The following is an 18,018-nucleotide window of genomic DNA, read 5'->3' as shown; positions in this document are numbered from 1 at the left end:
TCGGGGCCGACCCTCCACGCTCAGGCAGCGGCGAGCCGCTGCCTGCACTCCTCCAGCGCCTCCTGCACCTCCTGATCGTCGGGGGTGTCGGCCGCCGCCGCTTCGAGGTCGGCCAGCGCCTCGTCCCAGCGGCCGACGCTGCGCAGCACGAACGCGCGGTTGTAGCGGATGGCGGGGTCGTGGGGCGCCGCCTCGACCGCACGGCCGAAGTCGTCGAGGGCGGCACCGAATTCCCCGGCGTCGAAGGCGAGGCCGGCCCGGCCGCACAGCGCGGCGACCAGATCGGGGGCGGCGGAGAGCGCCCGGTCAAATGCGGTCCGGGCACTTTCCGCCTCCGCGCGGTCGGCGTGCAGCCGGCCCAGCGCGGCGAGGAGCAGCGGGCTGTCCGGCGCCAACTTCAGCCCCGCGCGGATGTCGTGCTCGGCTGCTTCGGTCTCACCGCGGTCTAGGAGCAGGCCCGCCCGGTTGACGTAGGCGTCCACGAACGTGGGATCGAGTTCGAGCACGTAGCCGAAATCAGCGAGCGCACCCTCCTCGTCGCCCTGCCCGTTCCGCAGGTCGCCCCGGTTGTAGTACAACTCGGGGAAGGGCGGACCGAGCCGGGTCGCGGTGTCGTAGGCAGCGGCGGCCTCCTCGTGACGGCCCATCTGCTGCAGGAGGTTTCCCAGGTCGAGGTGGTACTCGGGGTAGTACGGGTCCACGTCGATCACCACACGGAATTCGGCGAGCGCCTCCTCGTACCGCCCCAGCCCCGTCAACACGGTGGCGCGGTTGTGGCGCAGCACCGAGCGATGTAGATTATGCTCGCGTTCGCCAAGTTCGCGGTCGAGTGCAGCCATGCCCTGGGTGACGAGTTCCAGCGCCTCCAACGGGCGCCCCCGGTGGGCCTCGATCAATGCGAGCCCGTTGTGATGGAAGACGGTGCTGAAGGCCCGGCTGCGGGCGTCAGGCAGGAGACCAGAGATGGCGATGGCCGTGTTGATCCATGCCGTCGCCCGCTCGTGGTCCCGGCGGCCGGGCGCGCGGTGGCGGGTGTACAGCATGGCGGTGGCGTACGCGACCTGCATGTGAACGCGCGGATCACGCATGTGGACGCGGGCCTCGTCGCAGATCGCCTCGGCCTCCTCCGCTCTGCCGAGTGCGGACAGCGTGGTGGGGAGCAGCGTGGAAAACGTCCAGCGCTGGCGCGCGGTGGTCTCCCAGTCGGTCAGCGCCCTGCCCCGTCGGCAGAAGTCCAGCACTGCGTCGTAGAAGCCGTGCAGCACGCAGGTGGTCATCGCCTGCTCCATCGCCGCCAAGCCCGCACCGAGCGGATCCGAGCCGTGCTCGCGGTGGAACGGCAGGGCTCCGAGCGCCGTGACAGAGTCTTCGGCCGCCTCCAGTTGGTCGGCGCGCGCGTCGTGCAGGCGCTGCCGCTCGTCCGATGCCAGGTCACGGTACGCCGCGAGCATCGCCGGGTCGTCGTCCCGGCAGTCGCCAGCCACATACCGCGCCGCGAGCGCGCGTGGTTCACTGGGCGATCCGGCCGGGGCCTGGGCGGGGGCACAGTCCACCCTGCGGCAGTACCGCAGAAGAGCAGTGGGCAGTTGCTCGCCCAGGGGGGTTCCGGATTCGGCGGGCGCTTCCGCGGCCGGGTCGAGCAGCCCCGCGGTGCCCCCGGCGACCACGGTCAGCACCGCCGGGTCCATCCGGCGCAGCAGGACCGCGATGAACTCCGCGTCGGTGGGGTCGGCGTGGTCGAGGTCGTCGACGACCACGGCGCAGGGTCCGTGCCCCGGGGCGGACAGCATGTCGTGCAGGAACTCCTTGAGACCGTGCGCGATGCGCAGCGTCCGCTGCCGCGCGTAGAACCGGGTTCGCTCGGTCGGCACCGCCAACGAGGTCAGCGTCTCCTGGGTGGCGGGAATGATGCCGCGCAGGTCGGCGGCGGCGGTGAGGATCTCCACCTGGTGCGTGGCGACCAGATCCGGGCGCTCGATCAGCGCTGTCGGCACCAGAGCGCGCATCAGCGCGCCGGCCACCGTGTACGGACCACCCGACCGCCGGTTCGAGTCGATCACCCGCACCGTAGGATGCACGGGGCCGGGCAGTAGCAGCGTCCCGAGGCACTCGCGCCGGTCGCGCCGCAGCGCTCCGGCCAGGAAGAGGTGAGCGGGGGCCGACTGGTGCGTCGGATCAGGCATGGGTTCTCCCGTAACGGTCAGGCGGGAGCGGGCGCGGCGACCTCGGTGGTCGGGGCGCTTGCCCGTCGCTCGCGGACGTACATCATGACGGCGACGGCCGTCTCGCCCAAGCTCAGCCCAAGGAACACCAGGCTGTCGGCGAGGCCGGCGCCGCCCTGGTGGCCGTTGCCGGCTAGCCGGGCGACCGCGGTGCCGAAGACGTGGACGAGGATGGGCAGCAGCGTGAGGAGCAGCGTGGCCAGGCAGAACGCGTAACCGGCGACCATGAGCCAGGAGTACCAGCGGGCCACCGCGCGGTCCCGGGGATGCCACTGCTCCGGGTCGTACGGGGTCGGCCGCCGCAGCAACGCGTGCCAGCGGTTGGCCAGCAGCCGGCGGGCGGTCGTCTGGAGGTCGACGCAGCCCAGCACCGTGACGATCAGGTAGTAGATGTCCGTCTGGAGGAAGAAGTACCCCTGCCACACCAGGCGCAGCAACGTGGCGTAGGCCAGCGCGAGAAGTACGGCACCGGCCGGCGGGAAGCCACCGCCCGCACGGTGGGTGCCGGCGGCGAGCAGGGTGAGTACCGCGAAGCAACCGACGTCGGTAAGCATGCCCGCGAGCATCGGCAGGTAGCGGCTGCGTCGTGGCACCCCCGCAAGCCCGTCGAGGTTGGTCTCGAACACCACGTAGTAAAGCCGTCGTCCGACAGACAGCCGCGAGGGCACGCCAAGCCGCCGTCCGGCCAGGGCGTGCGCGGACTCGTGCGCCAGGATCAGCGGGAGCTGGCCAACGAACAGCGTCAGCGTGAGAACCGACATGTAGTGGGTGAAGAAGACGTTGTGGTAGCGCGGTGCCGCATCGGGGACGCGCACGACCACAAGGACGCACGCCGCCAGCAGCGCCGTGTAGAGCACCGCACCGACAGGGGAGAAGACCGCGCGGCCCAGCTGCCGCCACCGCAGGGAACGCGCGAACGACAGCTCGGGGATGCCGTCCGCACGCAGGAAGCCGAGTTCCGTCAGCTCGGCGGCGAAGTCGTCGATGTCGACGGCATCTCCGTACTCCTGCTCGTACCAGCAGGCCGCCTGCCGCGGCGGCGTGCCTTCGACCAGCCGCTGGAGCAGCGCGGCACCGTCGGCGGGCAGTACGACGAAGGTGCCCTCGTCCATCCGGCCCACCGTCACTTCGTCGCCTTCGGGCTGAAAGGTCAGCGGGTGGAAGGCAAGCGGTTCGTCGTGGGCCTGTACCGCCGTCTTCCTGGCGGGGGCAGCCTCGGCGGAGGCGGGCGATGGTTCGGGCATGGCTCCCCCGAGGGGTTGGTGTTCGGAACGGAGCACGGTGGGACGCGGTGCTGGGCGGACCTCGGCGATGGGCGCGGTGCCGGCTGGCCCATCGCCGAGGTTGTCACAGTCAGGCCACGTCGCAGGGGGGACCGCCGTAAAGCGAAGCGGAGGTCGTCAGGCGCACCGAGCCGGCCTTGCGGATCTTGATCTTCTTCATTCCGTCCACCTCCTTCCGCGCTGTGTCGCCTTCATTGGTAACCCGCGGGCAAGACCCCGGTCGCCGGTTGCGACCACCCCTGGCACAAACCCAGAACGGCGGTAGAACTCGCGGTGAGCTGCTCTGAGTTGGGTGGAGTCCCTGATACCGGGGTTACGATCCTGGCGAAGGGGAACCACCGGCGCCATGCCGGCATCCCGTCAATATCCCGATGAGCTCTGTGAGCGCGCGGTCCGTGAGGTCAGCGCGACCGGCCGCCCGATCGCGCGTGTCGCAAAGGATCTGGGCATCCGCAAGGAGGCTTTGCGCGGCTGGGCCCGCCAGGCCGAGGCCGACCGCGGTGAGCGCGGTGACCGGCTGACCGGCTGACCGGCGATGAACAGGACGGGCTCAGGCAACGCCGCCGGCAGTATGCCGAGTTGGGGCGGGCGGATGAGATCCTCAAGGCACCCTCGGTGTTTTTCTGCCCAGGAGACCGGCCGTCCCCGGACGAGGCCGGGCGGGTGATCGACCACCCGCGTGACAAAGGTCTCGGGGTCGATCCCGCCTGCCGGGTTCCTGAGTTGTCGCCATCGACGTATTCCGCTCGCGAGAAGCGGCCGAAGTCGGCCCGTCGGCCGCGTGACGAGCAGCTCATGCCGCTGCTCGGACAGGTCCACACGGAGTCCGGCGGCACGTATGGTGCCCGCCGGACCACCCGCGCCGTTCGGCGCAGGGGCCACGGGGTGGCCCGCTGCACCGTCGAGCGGCTGACGGCCGGGCCTGGTCCGGGGCGTACGTGGCCTTCGTCCTGGACCTGTACTCCCGGATGACCGTCGGCCGGCAGGTCGCCAACCACATGCGGACCGAACTCCCGCTGGACGCACTGGAGACGGCCCTGTGGAGGCGGAGGATCAAGAAGGACCCCGGCCTCGTCCATCACGGCGACAGGCTGAAATCGCTCGATACGTATCGATTCGGTGTACCGACCGGCTCGCCGGCACCGGCGCCTCCGTCGGGTCCGTCGCCGACTCGTACGACGACGCGACGGCCGAGGCTCCGAACGGAACGTTCAAGGCCGAGCTGACCGAGACGCAGGGCCCCCGGAAGGACGTCGAGCAGGTCGAACAGGCGATCTTCCAGTGGATCACCCGGTACAACGAAGAACGCCTCCGCTCCGCACTCGACTACGTGCCGCCCGCCGAGTACGAACAGGACTACCGGCGAAGCCAGGAAGCAGTCCCACAGTCCGCCTGAGACAAGATCACCGGACTCCACGAAACTCGGGACAGCCCAGTCTCCGGGCGCCCGTGGCCGGTGGTGCGGTCGTAGAACCTCGCCGTCGCCTGGTTCCACGGCAGGTCCCGCAACTGTCCGTGCATGCCTGCGCTGGCGCGACACCGCGCCCGCCACCCCTTCGTGAAAGCGTGGGGCAGCATGCGACGGGCCGTTCGAGGTCTCGTACACCGCCCTGCCTGCGCTTCCGGCCCCGGCTCTGCTCGCCCGTGCCGTTGGCACTCGGGCCGGACGCTGATGGGAGTCCTGTTACCAAGGGTTTTCGGTGCCTGGCTGGAGGGTGAGGAAGCGGCCGTTCACGTCGGGTGCAAGGTGGGTGGCGATGTCGGCGATCGCGGTGCCGCATTCCTGCGGGCTGAGGGTTGCGGTCGGGCCGCCCATCTGTGTGCGTACCCAGCCGGGGTCGAGGGAGTTGACGGTCACCCCGCTCCCCGCGACCTCGTGGGCCAGCGGGACGGTGAACGCGTTCAGCGCGGTCTTCGACGCGGCGTAGCCGAATACCTTGCGGTCGAAGACCGGCGAGCCCGGCGAGGAATGCAGCGTGAGCGAGGCGTGCATGCTGGCGATGTTGAGGATCCGGCCGGCCTCGGACTTCCTGATCAGCGGCAGCAGCAACTGGGTGAGACGTACCGGCGCGAAGAAGTTGGTCTCGAACGTCGCTCGCAGGACCGACAGTTCGAGTTCGCTGGTGCGGTTCGGTGACGCGTCCGAGGAATTCTCCGACTCCAGCCAGGTCCCGGCGTTGTTGATCAGCAGGTCGAGGACTCCGTGCGCCGACGCAAGGTGGTCGGCGATCGCCAGCCGGCCGGTCTCGTTGGTGATGTCGGCCTCGATGGCGTGCACCGGGCGCAGCACGGGCGCGGTGTCGGCGAAGGCTGCGGCAGCCGCGTCGGCCGAACGACTGGTGATGACCACGTCGTAGCCCCGGCGCCGCAGTTCGATCGCGGTGGCCCGGCCGATGCCGCGATTGCCCCCGGTTACCAGTGCGATCTTGTTGCTCACTGTCATCCTCCACGTGCGTAGCCCGGCTTCGACCGTACCCAATTATTGGTCGATCGGTCAAAAATTATGCTACGTTTCCGGTGCCCGCCTTCGCCTTCGCATCAGGAGATCACCATGACCGACGGACAGGTCCGCGAGCAGCACGTCGCCATCGCTCTGGAGTACTTCCGCCGCGTCGATGCCGGGGAGCCGCCGGTCGACCTGTTCGCCGCGGACGCGCAGGTCTTCTTCCCGAAGTTCGGCACCGGTCACGGCATCGAGGACTTCGGCCGGCTCGGAGCCGGGCTGATGGCGGAGCAGGTCGCGTTCCAGCATCCGGTTGAATCGATGGTCTACACCCATGAGGGCAACCGGCTGATCGTCGAGGGCCTGGAGCGCGGCCGCAACGCGGCCGGCGTCGCATGGCCGGACGGGCGTCCCGAGCTGGAGGGCCGGTACTGCAACGCGTTCGAGTTCCGCGGGGACAAGATCTCCAGGCTGCACATCTACGTCGACCCCGACTTCCTGGGCCAGGACGCCGACCGCTTCCTGTGGTCAGCGGCGCGATGACCGGGATGCGGACATCCCGGGCCGTCGCGCCGGAGCACCGTCGCGACCGGCCCTCGCACCCGCGGCGGTGGGCCGCGGTGGTCTCGGTGGCGTTCTGCTCGTTCAGTCTGGTGCTCTCGGAGTTCCTGCCGATCGGCCTGCTCTCCGACATCAGCGACGGCTTGCGGGTCTCCCCCGGCACTGCCGGGCTGCTGGTGGTGGTACCCGGCCTGACCGCGGCGATCGCCGCCCCGACCACGACGATCCTGGCCGGCCGGGCCGACCGCCGGGTCGTTCTGTGCGCGCTGGCCGCGCTGATCGCGGCGTCCGACCTGCTCGCCGGCGTCAGCCCGAACCTCGCGGTGATGCTGCTCGCGCGGGTCCTGCTGGGCATCGGCGTCGGCGGGTTCTGGGTGTTCGGCACCGGAGTGGCGCCGCGCCTGGTCGACGCCACGGACGCCACCCGCGCCACCGCGGCGATCACCAGCGGCATCGCGCTGGCCACCGTGGCCAGCCTGCCACTCGGCTCGCTGCTGGGGAACGTGGCGAGTTGGCGGGTCGCGTTCGTACTCGGTGCCGGGCTCGCGCTGGCCGCCTTGATCGCGCAGCTGCTCCTGCTGCCGCCGTTGCCGTCGGTGAGCCGGAACTCCCTCCGATCGCTGCTGGGCATCGTCCGGTCGGCCGCCTCCCGGACGGTGCTGATCGGCTGCGTCGCGACGTTTCTCGCCCAGTTCGCCGCGTACACCTACCTGGAGCCGTACCTCGGAGACCACGTAGGCTTCAGCCCCACCGGCGTCACACTGGTGCTGCTGGGCTTCGGACTGGCCGGGCTCGTCGGCAACTGCACCTTCACCAGGTTGATCGACGCCACGCCCAGGCGGGCGGTGACCGCCTTCATGACCATGACCGCCGCTGCTATCGCGGTCCTCCCCTGGGTCGAGGCGAGTGCCCCGGCCGTGATCGCCCTCGTGGCGCTGTGGGGCACCTTCTGGGGGGCGCTCCCGCTGGGACTGCAGATCTTCATGATGCGCACGGCCGGAACTGCGGCCGAGGGCGGCCAGGCGCTGTTCGTCTCGACCATCCAGGTCAGCCTGGCCGGGGGCTCGGCCCTGGGCGGGTTGGTGGTCGACGGCGCCGGGATCGGCTCCGCCTTCGAGGTGGCCGCGGCGCTCGCGGTCCTCGGCGCGGCCGTGGTCGCCGTCCGCGGCTCCCGCCGCCCGGTCCGCGAGCACGCGGGCCGCGTCTGCTGAACCCTGTTCGCGCCTGGTCAGTCGGCGCGAACAGGAAGCTCCACCGCACGGGCGCGGTCGCACCCGTGGACAGCATCGCTCCAGGAGAACTTCGTGCCCACACTCTTTGATCCGATCGAGGTCGGCAAGCTCACTCTGGCCAACCGCATTGTGATGGCTCCGATGACCCGGAACCGGGCCGGCGAAGGCGGCGTCCCGACCGCGTTGGCCGCCGAGTACTACGCCCAGCGCGCGAGCGCCGGACTGCTCATCACCGAGGGCACCCAACCGAGCCCGGTCGGGCAGGGCTATGTCGACACCCCCGGGATGCACTCGGACGAGCAGGTCGAGGGCTGGCACGCCGTCGCAGACGCCGTGCACGCCGCAGGCGGCCACATCTTCGTCCAGCTCATGCACGCAGGCCGGGTGGGCCATCCCGACAACAAGACCACGCCGCAACTGGTGGCACCCAGCGCGATCGCCGCGCCCGGAGAGATCTTCACTCCCGGCGGTATGAAGCCGCAGCCCGTACCTCGGGGGCTGGAGGCAAGGGAGATCCCAGAGGTGGTGGGCGACTTCGTGCGTGCGGCCGAGCGGGCCGCAGCCGCCGGCCTGGACGGCGTCGAGATCCACGCCGCCAACGGCTACCTGGTGCACCAGTTCCTCGCACCATCCACCAACCGGCGCGCGGACGGCTACGGTGGCACACCCCGGAACCGGGCCCGCTTCGCGGGCGAGATCGTCCACGCGGTGGCCGATGCGATCGGACCGGAGAAGGTCGGCATCCGGATCTCGCCCTCGCACAACATCCAGGGCGTCATCGAGGACGACGCGGCCGAGACGGCGGCGACCTACCGGGCACTGACCGAGGCCATCGCCCCGCTGGACATCGCCTACCTGTCCTACCTGGCCGACCCGCGTTCTGAGCTCATCCGCGACCTGACCGCCCGCTTCGGCGGCGTGACCATCGCCAACGGCGGATTCGCCGAAGTCACCAGCCTCGCCTGGGCCGAGGCGGTCATCAGCGAAGGCCTGGCCGATCTCGTCGCGGTCGGACGTCCGCTGCTGGCCAATCCCGACCTGGTCGCCCGCTGGCACACCGGCACCGCGCTGAACGAGTTCGATCCGGGCACGTTCTACGGCGGCGGCGCCGGAGGCTACACCGACTACCCGGCCGCCGGCTGAGCCATGTCCGCGCTGCCGGCCGCCGTACCGGCGCCGGCCGGCAGCGCGGGTACACAGGGACGCCTCGACGAGCCGCGCTCACCCCCCGATGACGCGGGCGGCGGTCGCCTCGATCGCACGCAGCGCCTGCGCCGAGTAGCCGGCCTTGCCGAGCGCGTCGATGCCGCGGGTGATCGCCACGAGCAGCCGGGCCAGATCCCGCGGGTCCTCCTCGCCGCCCGTCTCACCGGTCTCCCGAGCCCGGGTCAGGGCGCCAGTGATCAGGTCCTCGGCGTGGTGCAGCGTCCTCGACGCCCGGTCGACCACCGCGGGGGAACTGACCGCGAGCTCCGACGTGGTCTTGGTGATCATGCAGCCCACGTGCTCGCGGTCGGCCAGCGCGTCCCGGGTGACCATCCGCAGATAGCCCAAGGCCCCGCTGAGACCCGCGTCCGGGGTGAACAACGCGTCGGTCGCGGCGTCCGCCTCGTCGCAGTAATCGCCGAAAGCCCGCTGGAACAACTGCTCCTTGTCGCCGAACGTGTTGTACAGACTGCCCTTGCCCAGACCAGTGGCCTCGGCAAGGTCGGAGAGCGACGTGCCCGCGTACCCCGTACGGCGGAACGCATTTTGTGCCGCCCGGACGGCGGTGTCCTCATCGAACGCACGTGGTCGTGACATGCTTTCACGATACGCTTAGTTGACCGATCGGAACAGAATCACGATTGAGCTGTCCCGAGTTTCGTAGAGCCCGTGCCGTATTCCTCTTCGCGGGGCAGGTGGCCCAGCCCGGTGAACCGGGTCGACCGCTCGACAACGGTGCCGATCGCGGAATGCTTCGGCCCGATGATCACATCCCCTTCCCCGTGGCCGGGGCCTGTGCGGCCCTCGGCCTCGGCGGGCCGTTCGCTGATCCACGTCTCTGGCGTGACGTGCGCCGAGGTCTTCCGCTGTGAACGCGCCCGCGGCGCGCGCAGGGCGCGCAGGGCGCGGCCGGTCCGAAGGCATGGGATGAGCTCGCGATTCAGCGCTCCGTGGCCGTGCCCGGATTGCGATCGACGTCTCAAGCGATCTCGCGCACTCCCCTGCCCTGAGCCCTGAGCCCTGAGCAACGCGATCTCCTCCCGCTCGGAAACGGACAAGTACCTGCCCGAGGACCAGTTCGAATCGAACGGTCGCGTGCCGCCACCCTGTCGGTACCAGCCCGCCGCGACCGCCGGCGCCACGCCGACGGCGGCGGCGGCCTCAGGCAGAAGACCCTTGGCGATCTCCGTCCACATCGCCGCCTCGACATGTGGCCGGCTATCAGCTGAGCGTCACGGCGGGCCGGCCCGCCACGCCGGAGGGGCCTTGCAACAGTACGTGGATTATCAAATGATTGCATTCTCCATGTATTATATGGGTCATGGATGACCGGCAGCTGACCGAAGAGCTCTACGACTGCCTGTTCGCGATCCGCACCCAGGTGCACGCCGAGCTCAAGGAACTGGCCCGGGAAGCGGGGCTGACCGACACTCAGGCCGATGCGCTGTGGAGGCTGAGTCGCGGGCGGGAGATGACCGCGCGGCGTCTGGCCGAACTCCTGCAGTGCGACGCCTCGACCGCCACGTCGATGATTGACCGGCTGGAGAGGCGCGGCCTGGTCCGCCGCGTGCCCCATCCCACCGACCGCCGCGTGAAAGTCATCCAGCTCACCTCCGAGGGATGCGCGCTGCGCGACCGCGTCATCCAGCACACCACCGAGCACTCGCCCTTCGCCCTCCTCGACCACGAGAGCAGGCTGCGCCTGCACACGCTTCTCCGCGAAGTGATCGACGGCCCCCGCCCGACAGGTCAGGCCGCCAGCGTCAAGGACACAGTGAAGGAGGAGCAGCGATGAGCAGCAAGACCGCAGTCATCACGGGTGGAGCTTCGGGCCTGGGCCTTGTGACGGCACGCCACCTCGTCAAAGCCGGCCAGAGTGTCGTCCTCGTCGGCCGGGACGCGACACGCACCCGGGCGGCCGCTGACAGCCTGCGCGGCCTGGCCCCTGCGGGCAGCGACGCAGCACCGTTGAGAACGTACAGCGCTGACCTGGAACAGTGGTCGCAGGTACAGGCACTGGCAGCGAAACTGGCCGCTGACGGACACCTGGTGGACGTCCTCGTCAACAACGCAGGGGCGGCGTTCCCCCGGTACGAGCAGACGCCGGACGGCGTGGAGCGCACCTACGCCCTCAATCACCACGCCCCGTTCCTGCTCACCCACGCCCTCCTGGCCGAAGGAGCACTCACGCTCGAAGCGCGGATCATCAACATGTCCTCGTTCGTGGAGAAGCGCGGCAAGCTCGACGCCACCGATCCGGACGTCGCGGGAACATCGTGGAGCAAGCGCTTCTACAACCAGCCCGGCGTCTACGCCACGAGCAAACTCGTCAGCCTCCTGGCAGCGCGAGAACTCGCACACCGCCTGCCCGACGGCATGAGCGTCTACAACGCCAATCCCGGCATGGTCAAGGGCACCGCGATGAACAGCAACGCCGGCGGTCTGATGCGGTTGACCGCCCCGCTGTTCCGCCCGTTCGCCATCACCCCGGACGAAGGTGTGCAGACCCCTGTCTGGCTCGCCAGCACCTCGCCCGCGCCGCGACCCAGCGGCGGATTCTTCAGCCACTCCCATCCGGACACCCCTTCACGCCTGGCCCTGAACGACGCTCTCGCCCGGACCGTCTACACCAAAACCGCAGCCCTCCTCGGAGTGGAGCCGCTCACGAGGTAGGGCCCGCCCGAAACCGGTTGTCAACGGGTCGCGGCTACCTCCGCCTGCGGGGTACGCCGGCCAGGCACCATAGCCCGGACGGACAGGTCCGGACCGAGGCGGTTGTTCGTGTCTTGCTCGAACCGGTCGGCGCCCCCAGCACCCGCAGCACGTCCTTCCGGTCTTGCACCGCGGACCGCCGGGCGCCTGACCGGCAGGCATGGCCATGGCCATAAGCATGGGCGTCATCGCCCGGATGCACCACCTCGCCGTCGCCGGACAAGCCATGGGACCGTACAGCACCCCGCCCTTGCCCGAGGCCAGTCCAGATCGTTTACGGGACAGCCCTCAGTCCTCTCCCCTCCTTTCCACCTCAGGTTGGGAGATCGCGCCTCCGCCCAACGCTCCCGTTACGACTTTGACCTGCAGTGATGCCGTCGCATGGATCGAAGCCAGGTACTCACCCAGCAGGGTGGGCGCGAATGCGGTCGGCGAGCTGGGGTTTACGCCGGGTTCCTCGGCGAGGTCGGCGCGGACCGCCTCGAACACCTCCAGTGCCTCGGCCTGCCGGCCGGTCGCGGCGAGCGCGGTGACGATCCTGGACTGGAGGCCCTCGTCCAGCCGGTGGCGGCCGGCGGCGGCGCAGCGCAGCGCGGTGAGGACGTCCTCGGTGAGCGGGGACCGGTGCCGGAGCACGGTGTCCGCGGCCTCCTTCGCGGTCGCCAGGTACTCGTTCTCCACGGCCACGAAGACCGGGTGGTCCCGCAGCCTCGGCATGCCGCCGGCGGCGACCGGGCCGTGCCACAGCCGCAGCGCCTCGGCGTACAGGCAAGCGCCGTCTCCCCCGGCCCCGGCGGCCTGCGCGCGGTGGGCCCGCTCGCGCAGGCCGCGGAAGCGGGCCAGGTCCAAGGCGGCGGGGCCGGTGGCGAGCCGGTAGCCGCCGGCGGTCCGCACCACGTGTCCGCCCGGGGCCCTGGGCGGCAGGTCCGGTTGCAGCAGCCGCCGCAGGCCGCCGATGTGACGGTGCACCACGTTCACGGCGCTGTCCGGCGGGTCGCCGTCCCACAGCAGGTCCACAGCCTCGTAGAGGGTCACCGAGGCCGGGGAGCGTACCGCGAGGAGGGTGAGCAGGGCCTGCTGTTTCGGGGGGGCCGGGCGGCAGTTCCGCGTCGCCGCGCCAGACCCGTAGCGGTTTGAGGACGGTGTACCGCACCGCCGTCGGCGTCGACATCGCTCGAAGATCCCTGCCGCTGTCCTTCTCGTCGTCCCGCCGGGCCGGCCCGGAAGGTGCCGGAGCAGGCGGCAGGCGGGACATGGACGTACGTCCGCGGGGCGCCGGTACGCGAGCGGCGGGCCCCCGGCCCATGCGCCGGGCGCCCGACGGCTGCCGTTTCAAAAAGCCGGACGATACACCGGTGCCGGAGCGGCGACGCGGTGGGCGGCAGGTACCCGGCGGGGTGCCGCAGGCCGGCCCGGAGCGCTGCTCGCGCCGGACGGGGGGCTGCTCGCGCCGGGCCCGGCCGATCCGGCGTGCCCGGTGGCCACCGGGCGCCCGCGGGCGTACCGGCCTGCGGGACGCCGGAACCCGCGGACGCCGAGAGGGGGCCGGCGCCCGGGGCACGCGGACATCCGCCGCGGCCCGCCCCCGCCACGCCGCGGTCGGCGGGGCCGCGCGGGCGGGCGGGCATGGTGGAGGGCTCGATGACGGCTCGGCTGTGGCTCGGCCAGGTCCCCGGGAGGTGAGGCCGGCGGGCCGGGTCCCCGGCGGGACCGGGGCCGGCGGGCCGCCGGGGCGGGCCCGGCGCGGGTGCTACGGGCGCGAGGGGAGCGTGAGGCGGCCCTCGACGGTCAGGCTGCCGCTCCCGGACACGTCGGGGACGAGCGCCGCGTCCACGGTGACGCGCAGTGTGCTCGGCCGGCCCATCGCCTCGCCCTGGACGACCGTCAGGGCCTGTCCGGGCGCGAGGTCGCCGGTGGTGGTCAGGTACGCGCCGAGCGGTCCCGCGGCGCTGCCGGTGGCGGGGTCCTCGTCCAGTCCGACACCGGGGTTGAAGAACCGGGTGCGGGCGGTGCGGCCGGCCGCGGCGTCGTCCAGCCACGCCAGGTACACGCCCTGGGCGCCGACGGCGTCGGCCGCGGCGACCAGCAGGTTCTTGTTTGCCGCGGCCCGCGCCAGCGCCTCCGCGCCGGTGAGCAGGACCATCAGGTGGGCGGCGCCGGTGTCCACCACGCGCGGGGGCCGGTCGGCCCGCAGGTCGCCGGGCGCCAGGCCGACCGCGTCGGCCAGCGCGGCGGGAGCGTCCACGGTGGCGCCGAGCCGGGCCGGGGTCTGCCGCATCGCCAGCACGCCCTTCTCGCCCACCAGTACGGACAGGTTCCGGCCGCCGATCCGCTGCACCAGCGCGCCGTCGCCGGGTGCGGCGACCCGGCCGGTGTGCAGCAGCCACCACCAGGCGCCCAGAGCGTTGTGCCCGGCGCCGGTGACCTCGACGCCCCCGGCGGTGAACGACCGCAGGGTGCGGACCGCGCCGTCGGTACCGGGGAACACGAACGTCGTCTCCGACTGGTTCATCTCCCGGGCCACCTTGCGCAGCCATTCGTCGTCCACGGCGTCCGGGTCTCCGGTGAGGTCGACCACGGCCAGCGGATTGCCCGCCAAGGACTCCTCACCGAACACGTCGACCAGCGCGAAGGGCGCGTACCGCGGCGCGCCGGCCGGCTCGCGCGGCTCCTGGAAGAGCGCTATCCGCACCTCCCCGGGCGCGTCCAGCCCGGAGTCGAGCGAGTTCCTCGGCGGCGCGGCGGGTGGCGACACCGGCCGGGCTCCGGCCTCGACCAGCCGGTCGGTGGTGCCGGCGGCGTCGGTGACCTCGAAGGCCAGCCGGATGCGGGGGCCGGCCGGAAGCCCGGCCCCCACGTCGTCGGCCAGCGCGGTCCGGGCCCGATCGCCGATCTCCAGCGTGGCCGCTCCCGCGTCGAAGACCACCGCCCGGACGTCCCCCGCCCCCTGGAAGCCGTCCCGGATCGGCAGACCCAGGGCCCGGCCGTAGAAGGCGACGGCCCGCTCGTAGTCCTCGGTCGCTACCACCACCCTCATCTGCCGTACGGGCGGCTGCGCGTTCTCGTTGCTCATGGCTGCTCCACGGTTGTGATCAGCGGTCGGTTGGGCCCCCGGCGAGCAGGGTGGCCGCCAGCACGGCCGCGGTGGCCGGGAAGAGGGCCGCCGGGCCGCCGAGGGAGAGCAGGGGGCCGCCGGCGAGGGCGCCGAAGCCGGTGCCGGCGTCGAAGGCGATGTTCCAGGAGACGCCGGCCAGGCCCAGCCCGGCGGGGGTGTCGCCGGCCGCCCGCATGACGAGGACCAGGGTCGCGTTCTGGACGGCGCCGAAGCCCGCCCCGAACAGGGCGCCGCCGGCCAGCACCACCGCCGGGTGGTGCGGTACGGCCCCGGCGGCGGCGCCGAGCGCCGCGCACAGCACGGCCGGCCCCAGCACCGGCCGGCCGCCGTAGCGGTCCACCAGCCGCCCGGACACCAGCCGGGCGAGTACGGCGGCGGCCTGGACGGCGAGCAGCGCGGCCGGCGCGGCGGACGCGGTCAGCGGCAGGAAGGTGAAGACGACGCCGTACGCGGTGGTGGTGGCGCCCTCGACGAGCAGCGGGCCGGCCAGCGGGCGCAGCGCGAGCAGTACGGCGCCGGGCGGGCGGCGGCGGCCGGCCGGCGGGGCGACGGGCTCCCGGGGGAAACCGAGCGAGCCGGCCAGGACGAGGGCGGCGCCGGCCGCGGCTGCCGCGAAGTCCGCAGGGTAAGCACCGTGCCGGGCCAGGGTCAGGCCGAGGGGGGCGCCGAGGATGCCGGCCGCGCCGACCGCACCGCCGTACCAGCCGACGGCCCGGCCCCGGGCGTCGGGCGGGAACAGCTCGGCGGTGAAGGTGACGCCGGCGACCACGAAGACGCCGAAGCCCAGCCCGCGCAGCGTCGTCAGGCCGAGCAGCGGGACCAGGCCGGACACGGCCGGCAGCAGCATCAGCAGGCAGGGCAGGCCGAGCAGCGCGCCGGACAGGGCCAGCGACCGGCGTCTGCCGAGCCGGGCGAAAAGGCGCGGCGTCAGGGGCTGCACCGCCAGTGTGGCGGCCATCATCGTGCCGGTCACGGCCCCGGCGCCGACCGGCCCCGCACCGGTCCGCACCGCGTACGCCGGCACCGCGGACAGCAGCAGGTTGAAGCTCGCGAAGCCGCCGAACGCGGCGGTCAGCGCGCCCGCGACGGCCCGCCGCCGGACGGCAGGGGGCGGCGGACGGCGGACGGCGGCCAGGGGCTGGGTCATGGGTGCGGTCATCGGCGCGGGGACACGGCCGGGGCCGCGGTCCGGGTCAGTGGCGGTCCCGGCCGGGGACCGCGGTGTCGGTGATGGGCACGGTCGCCTGATTCTGATGCTGGTCCTGGTCCTGGCCCTGGTCCTGGCCCTAGTACGGGTACGGGATGCGGAAGCCGTGCACGACGTGCTCGCGGGCACGGCGACGAATGTACCGCGCGCCGGTCCGGGCGGGCCCGCCCGGACCGGGGCCGGCCGGCGCCGCGGGGATCCGGCGGGCTCCGGGCGCTGCCGCGGGATCCGGGCCCGGCGGGACCGGGGTCCCGCAAGTCCTTCCCTTTTACCTCTACTGTCCTTCTTGTTCGGTTCGTACGGTGGAAGCAGACCCCGAGGAACGGAGCCCGTCAGATGTCCAGCCCCACGCGCGCGACCGGTGGCCCGCCGGACCGCTCCAGCCGGTGGCGGATCCCACTGCCGCACTCCCCCGCCGCCGTACCGCTGGCCCGCGAGACGATCCGGGACATCCTCGTCGGGCTCGGCCAGGCCGACGGCCCCGAGACCGACACCGCCGAGCTGCTCACCGCGGAGGTGGTGACCAACGCGGTGGAGCACACGCCGGGCGGCCCGATCGAGCTGAGCGTCGAGCTGTTGCCGCAGGGCTTCCAGGTGGAGGTGCACGACCCCGGGCAGGAGGTCCCGGACGGCTTCACCCGGCTGATCCCGGTGCAGAGCGCCGTGCCCGGCGACGTACCGCTGGCGGAGCTGGCCGAGGGCGGTCGCGGGCTGCTGCTGGTCCGGGCGCTGAGCGTGTCGTCGGGGTGCCGGCTGACCGGCACCGGCAAGGCGGTCTGGTTCACCCTGCCCTGAGCGGCGCCCGGAGGCGCGGCGGGTGCGGGGGCGTGGGCGTGCCCTCGCCCGAGGCGGCGCGGCGGTCAGGCGGTCAGGCGGTCAGGCGGTCAGGCGGTCAGGCGGTCAGGCGGTCAGGCGGTCAGGCGAGGGTCGCCACCAGGACCGCCTTGATGGTGTGCATCCGGTTCTCCGCCTGGTCGAAGACCACCGACCGCTCGGACTCGAAGACCTCGTCGGAGACCTCCAGGAACTCCAGTCCGTGCCGCTCGTGGATCTCCCGGCCGACGGCGGTGCCGAGGTCGTGGAAGGCGGGCAGGCAGTGCAGGAAGGTCGCCCGCGGATTGTCGGTGGCCCGCATCACCTCGGCCGTGACGGCGTACGGCTTGAGCAGCGCGATCCGCTCGTCCCACACCTCCTTCGGCTCGCCCATGGAGACCCACACGTCGGTGTGCACGTGGTCCGCGCCCCGTACGCCCTCGGCTACGTCCTCGGTGAGGGTGATCCGGGCGCCGCTCGCCCCGGCCAGCCGGTGGGCCTCGGCGGTGACCGCCTCGGCCGGCCACAGGCTCCTGGGGGCGGCGATCCGTACGTCCATGCCGAGCAGCGCGCCGGTGATCAGCAGCGAGTGGCCCATGTTGGCGCGGGCGTCGCCCAGGTAGGCGTAGGAGATCTCGGTGAGCGGCTTGTGGTTGTACTCGGTCATGGTGAGCACGTCGGCGAGCATCTGGGTGGGGTGCCACTCGTCGGTGAGGCCGTTCCAGACCGGCACCCCGGCGTACGCGGCCAGCTCCTCGACGACCGCCTGGCCGTGCCCGCGGTACTGGATGCCGTCGAACATCCGGCCGAGTACCCGGGCGGTGTCCTTGACCGACTCCTTGTGGCCGATCTGCGAGCTGGACGGGTCCAGGTAGGTGGTGGTGGCGCCCTGGTCGGCGGCGGCGACCTCGAAGGAGCAGCGGGTACGGGTCGAGGTCTTCTCGAAGACCAGCGCGATGTTCCGGCCGCTGAGCCGACGGCGCTCCTCGCCCGCCTTCTTGTCGGCCTTCAGCTCCGCGGCCAGCTCCACGAGGTGGCGGAACTCCTCCGGGGTGAAGTCCAGCTCCTTGAGGAAGTGCCGGCCCTTGAGGTCGACGGCCATGCGGGACTCCTAGATCGGGACGGCGCTGAGATGTCGGGCGGACTGCGGAACCCATGGAACTCTATACGACGGTCGGCATTCTTATACAGCCGCCCCCGGGTCGGAGCCCCGGCGGCCGAAGC

17 protein-coding genes and 2 pseudogenes are annotated in these 18,018 nt (G+C 72.1%); 10 read left to right on the top strand and 9 right to left on the bottom strand.

Annotated elements, in window-relative coordinates:
* Positions 1-20: 20 nt before the first annotated feature.
* Both RLT57_RS25030 and RLT57_RS25025 read right to left on the bottom strand, forming a co-directional pair.
* Positions 21-2,183 (bottom strand): tetratricopeptide repeat protein, encoded by a 2,163-nt coding sequence (locus tag RLT57_RS25030; RefSeq protein ID WP_311299510.1) that lies wholly within the window; start codon positions 2,181-2,183, stop codon positions 21-23.
* A gap of 17 nt (positions 2,184-2,200) precedes the next feature.
* Positions 2,201-3,466 (bottom strand): hypothetical protein, encoded by a 1,266-nt coding sequence (locus RLT57_RS25025; RefSeq protein WP_311299509.1) that lies wholly within the window; start codon positions 3,464-3,466, stop codon positions 2,201-2,203.
* 385 nt (positions 3,467-3,851) lie between these two features.
* Here RLT57_RS25025 and RLT57_RS25020 point away from each other — a divergent pair, with 385 nt between their 5' ends.
* From RLT57_RS25020 to RLT57_RS25015, 4 genes and pseudogenes are all read left to right on the top strand, one after another.
* Entirely contained in the window at positions 3,852-4,034 is a 183-nt protein-coding gene (locus RLT57_RS25020; protein WP_311299508.1) for a transposase, read from the top strand.
* Positions 4,035-4,120: 86 nt separating this feature from the next.
* On the top strand, positions 4,121-4,477 hold the full coding sequence (locus RLT57_RS33480) for an IS3 family transposase (protein ID WP_399129933.1): 357 nt from the start codon (positions 4,121-4,123) through the stop codon (positions 4,475-4,477).
* Positions 4,474-4,542, top strand: a pseudogene (locus tag RLT57_RS33475) (hypothetical protein); the annotation flags it as partial. The gene RLT57_RS33480 and the pseudogene RLT57_RS33475, both read left to right, overlap by 4 nt.
* 2 nt (positions 4,543-4,544) lie before the next feature.
* Positions 4,545-4,901, top strand: coding sequence for an integrase core domain-containing protein (locus tag RLT57_RS25015; protein ID WP_311299507.1), 357 nt, complete (start codon positions 4,545-4,547; stop codon positions 4,899-4,901).
* A 288-nt stretch (positions 4,902-5,189) separates the two neighbouring features.
* Here RLT57_RS25015 and RLT57_RS25010 read toward each other — a convergent pair whose 3' ends face one another.
* The gene (locus tag RLT57_RS25010; protein WP_311299506.1) at positions 5,190-5,942 is read right to left on the bottom strand and encodes an SDR family NAD(P)-dependent oxidoreductase; all 753 of its coding nucleotides are present in this window, start codon (positions 5,940-5,942) and stop codon (positions 5,190-5,192) included.
* 114 nt (positions 5,943-6,056) lie between these two features.
* Between RLT57_RS25010 and RLT57_RS25005 the strand changes: the two genes are divergently transcribed.
* The 3 genes from RLT57_RS25005 to RLT57_RS24995 all read left to right on the top strand — a co-directional run bounded on the left by RLT57_RS25005 (position 6,057) and on the right by RLT57_RS24995 (position 8,884).
* Complete coding sequence (locus RLT57_RS25005; protein WP_311299505.1) at positions 6,057-6,491, top strand: nuclear transport factor 2 family protein; 435 nt, start codon at positions 6,057-6,059, stop codon at positions 6,489-6,491.
* 5 nt (positions 6,492-6,496) lie between these two features.
* Positions 6,497-7,720 carry an MFS transporter gene (locus tag RLT57_RS25000; RefSeq protein WP_311299504.1) on the top strand — a complete coding sequence of 408 codons (1,224 nt, stop codon included), beginning with the start codon at positions 6,497-6,499 and terminating at the stop codon, positions 7,718-7,720.
* 93 nt (positions 7,721-7,813) lie between these two features.
* A complete protein-coding gene (locus tag RLT57_RS24995; RefSeq protein WP_311299503.1) occupies positions 7,814-8,884 on the top strand; it encodes an alkene reductase in 1,071 nt (356 codons plus the stop codon).
* A 78-nt stretch (positions 8,885-8,962) separates the two neighbouring features.
* Here RLT57_RS24995 and RLT57_RS24990 read toward each other — a convergent pair whose 3' ends face one another.
* Together RLT57_RS24990 and RLT57_RS33730 are read right to left on the bottom strand one after the other, a co-directional pair.
* On the bottom strand, positions 8,963-9,544 hold the full coding sequence (locus tag RLT57_RS24990; protein WP_311299502.1) for a TetR/AcrR family transcriptional regulator: 582 nt from the start codon (positions 9,542-9,544) through the stop codon (positions 8,963-8,965).
* A 77-nt stretch (positions 9,545-9,621) separates the two neighbouring features.
* Positions 9,622-9,777 (bottom strand): annotated as a pseudogene (locus RLT57_RS33730) (IS30 family transposase); the annotation flags it as partial.
* Positions 9,778-10,268: 491 nt separating this feature from the next.
* Between RLT57_RS33730 and RLT57_RS24980 the strand changes: the two are divergent.
* Both RLT57_RS24980 and RLT57_RS24975 read left to right on the top strand, forming a co-directional pair.
* Positions 10,269-10,742 carry a MarR family winged helix-turn-helix transcriptional regulator gene (locus RLT57_RS24980; protein ID WP_311299501.1) on the top strand — a complete coding sequence of 158 codons (474 nt, stop codon included), beginning with the start codon at positions 10,269-10,271 and terminating at the stop codon, positions 10,740-10,742.
* The gene (locus tag RLT57_RS24975) at positions 10,739-11,620 is read left to right on the top strand and encodes an SDR family NAD(P)-dependent oxidoreductase (RefSeq protein WP_311299500.1); all 882 of its coding nucleotides are present in this window, start codon (positions 10,739-10,741) and stop codon (positions 11,618-11,620) included. Before RLT57_RS24980 ends, RLT57_RS24975 begins: the two co-directional genes overlap by 4 nt.
* 327 nt (positions 11,621-11,947) lie before the next feature.
* On the opposite strand, the gene RLT57_RS24970 is transcribed toward RLT57_RS24975, so the two are convergent.
* The 3 genes from RLT57_RS24970 to RLT57_RS24960 all read right to left on the bottom strand — a co-directional run bounded on the left by RLT57_RS24970 (position 11,948) and on the right by RLT57_RS24960 (position 15,921).
* Positions 11,948-12,694, bottom strand: coding sequence for an AfsR/SARP family transcriptional regulator (locus RLT57_RS24970; RefSeq protein WP_311299499.1), 747 nt, complete (start codon positions 12,692-12,694; stop codon positions 11,948-11,950).
* A gap of 715 nt (positions 12,695-13,409) precedes the next feature.
* The gene (locus RLT57_RS24965; protein WP_311299498.1) at positions 13,410-14,732 is read right to left on the bottom strand and encodes a PhzF family phenazine biosynthesis isomerase; all 1,323 of its coding nucleotides are present in this window, start codon (positions 14,730-14,732) and stop codon (positions 13,410-13,412) included.
* 19 nt (positions 14,733-14,751) lie between these two features.
* Positions 14,752-15,921: an MFS transporter gene (locus RLT57_RS24960; RefSeq protein ID WP_311299497.1), complete on the bottom strand. Its 1,170-nt coding sequence runs from the start codon at positions 15,919-15,921 to the stop codon at positions 14,752-14,754.
* A 396-nt stretch (positions 15,922-16,317) separates the two neighbouring features.
* Here RLT57_RS24960 and RLT57_RS24955 point away from each other — a divergent pair, with 396 nt between their 5' ends.
* The gene (locus RLT57_RS24955) at positions 16,318-16,776 is read left to right on the top strand and encodes an ATP-binding protein (protein WP_311299496.1); all 459 of its coding nucleotides are present in this window, start codon (positions 16,318-16,320) and stop codon (positions 16,774-16,776) included.
* A gap of 121 nt (positions 16,777-16,897) precedes the next feature.
* Here the strand turns inward: RLT57_RS24955 and argF are convergent, their stop codons facing one another.
* A complete protein-coding gene (gene argF, locus RLT57_RS24950; protein ID WP_311299495.1) occupies positions 16,898-17,896 on the bottom strand; it encodes an ornithine carbamoyltransferase in 999 nt (332 codons plus the stop codon).
* Positions 17,897-18,018: the final 122 nt, after the last annotated feature.

The organism is Streptomyces sp. ITFR-21 (genome assembly GCF_031844685.1).
Taxonomy (GTDB): domain Bacteria; phylum Actinomycetota; class Actinomycetes; order Streptomycetales; family Streptomycetaceae; genus Actinacidiphila.
This window is presented reverse-complemented; position numbering and strand designations above follow the sequence as displayed.

Excerpts from the sequence above, each read along its gene's own strand:
- RLT57_RS25030 (WP_311299510.1), bottom strand. The coding sequence starts at position 2,183 with ATGCCTGATCCGACGCACCAGTCGGCCCCCGCTCACCTCTTCCTGGCC.
- RLT57_RS25025 (WP_311299509.1), bottom strand. The coding sequence starts at position 3,466 with ATGCCCGAACCATCGCCCGCCTCCGCCGAGGCTGCCCCCGCCAGGAAG.
- RLT57_RS25020 (WP_311299508.1), top strand. The coding sequence starts at position 3,852 with ATGCCGGCATCCCGTCAATATCCCGATGAGCTCTGTGAGCGCGCGGTC.
- RLT57_RS25005 (WP_311299505.1), top strand. The coding sequence starts at position 6,057 with ATGACCGACGGACAGGTCCGCGAGCAGCACGTCGCCATCGCTCTGGAG.
- RLT57_RS25000 (WP_311299504.1), top strand. The coding sequence starts at position 6,497 with ATGCGGACATCCCGGGCCGTCGCGCCGGAGCACCGTCGCGACCGGCCC.
- RLT57_RS24990 (WP_311299502.1), bottom strand. The coding sequence starts at position 9,544 with ATGTCACGACCACGTGCGTTCGATGAGGACACCGCCGTCCGGGCGGCA.
- RLT57_RS24980 (WP_311299501.1), top strand. The coding sequence starts at position 10,269 with ATGGATGACCGGCAGCTGACCGAAGAGCTCTACGACTGCCTGTTCGCG.
- RLT57_RS24975 (WP_311299500.1), top strand. The coding sequence starts at position 10,739 with ATGAGCAGCAAGACCGCAGTCATCACGGGTGGAGCTTCGGGCCTGGGC.
- RLT57_RS24965 (WP_311299498.1), bottom strand. The coding sequence starts at position 14,732 with ATGAGCAACGAGAACGCGCAGCCGCCCGTACGGCAGATGAGGGTGGTG.
- RLT57_RS24960 (WP_311299497.1), bottom strand. The coding sequence starts at position 15,921 with ATGACCCAGCCCCTGGCCGCCGTCCGCCGTCCGCCGCCCCCTGCCGTC.
- RLT57_RS24955 (WP_311299496.1), top strand. The coding sequence starts at position 16,318 with ATGTCCAGCCCCACGCGCGCGACCGGTGGCCCGCCGGACCGCTCCAGC.
- argF (WP_311299495.1), bottom strand. The coding sequence starts at position 17,896 with ATGGCCGTCGACCTCAAGGGCCGGCACTTCCTCAAGGAGCTGGACTTC.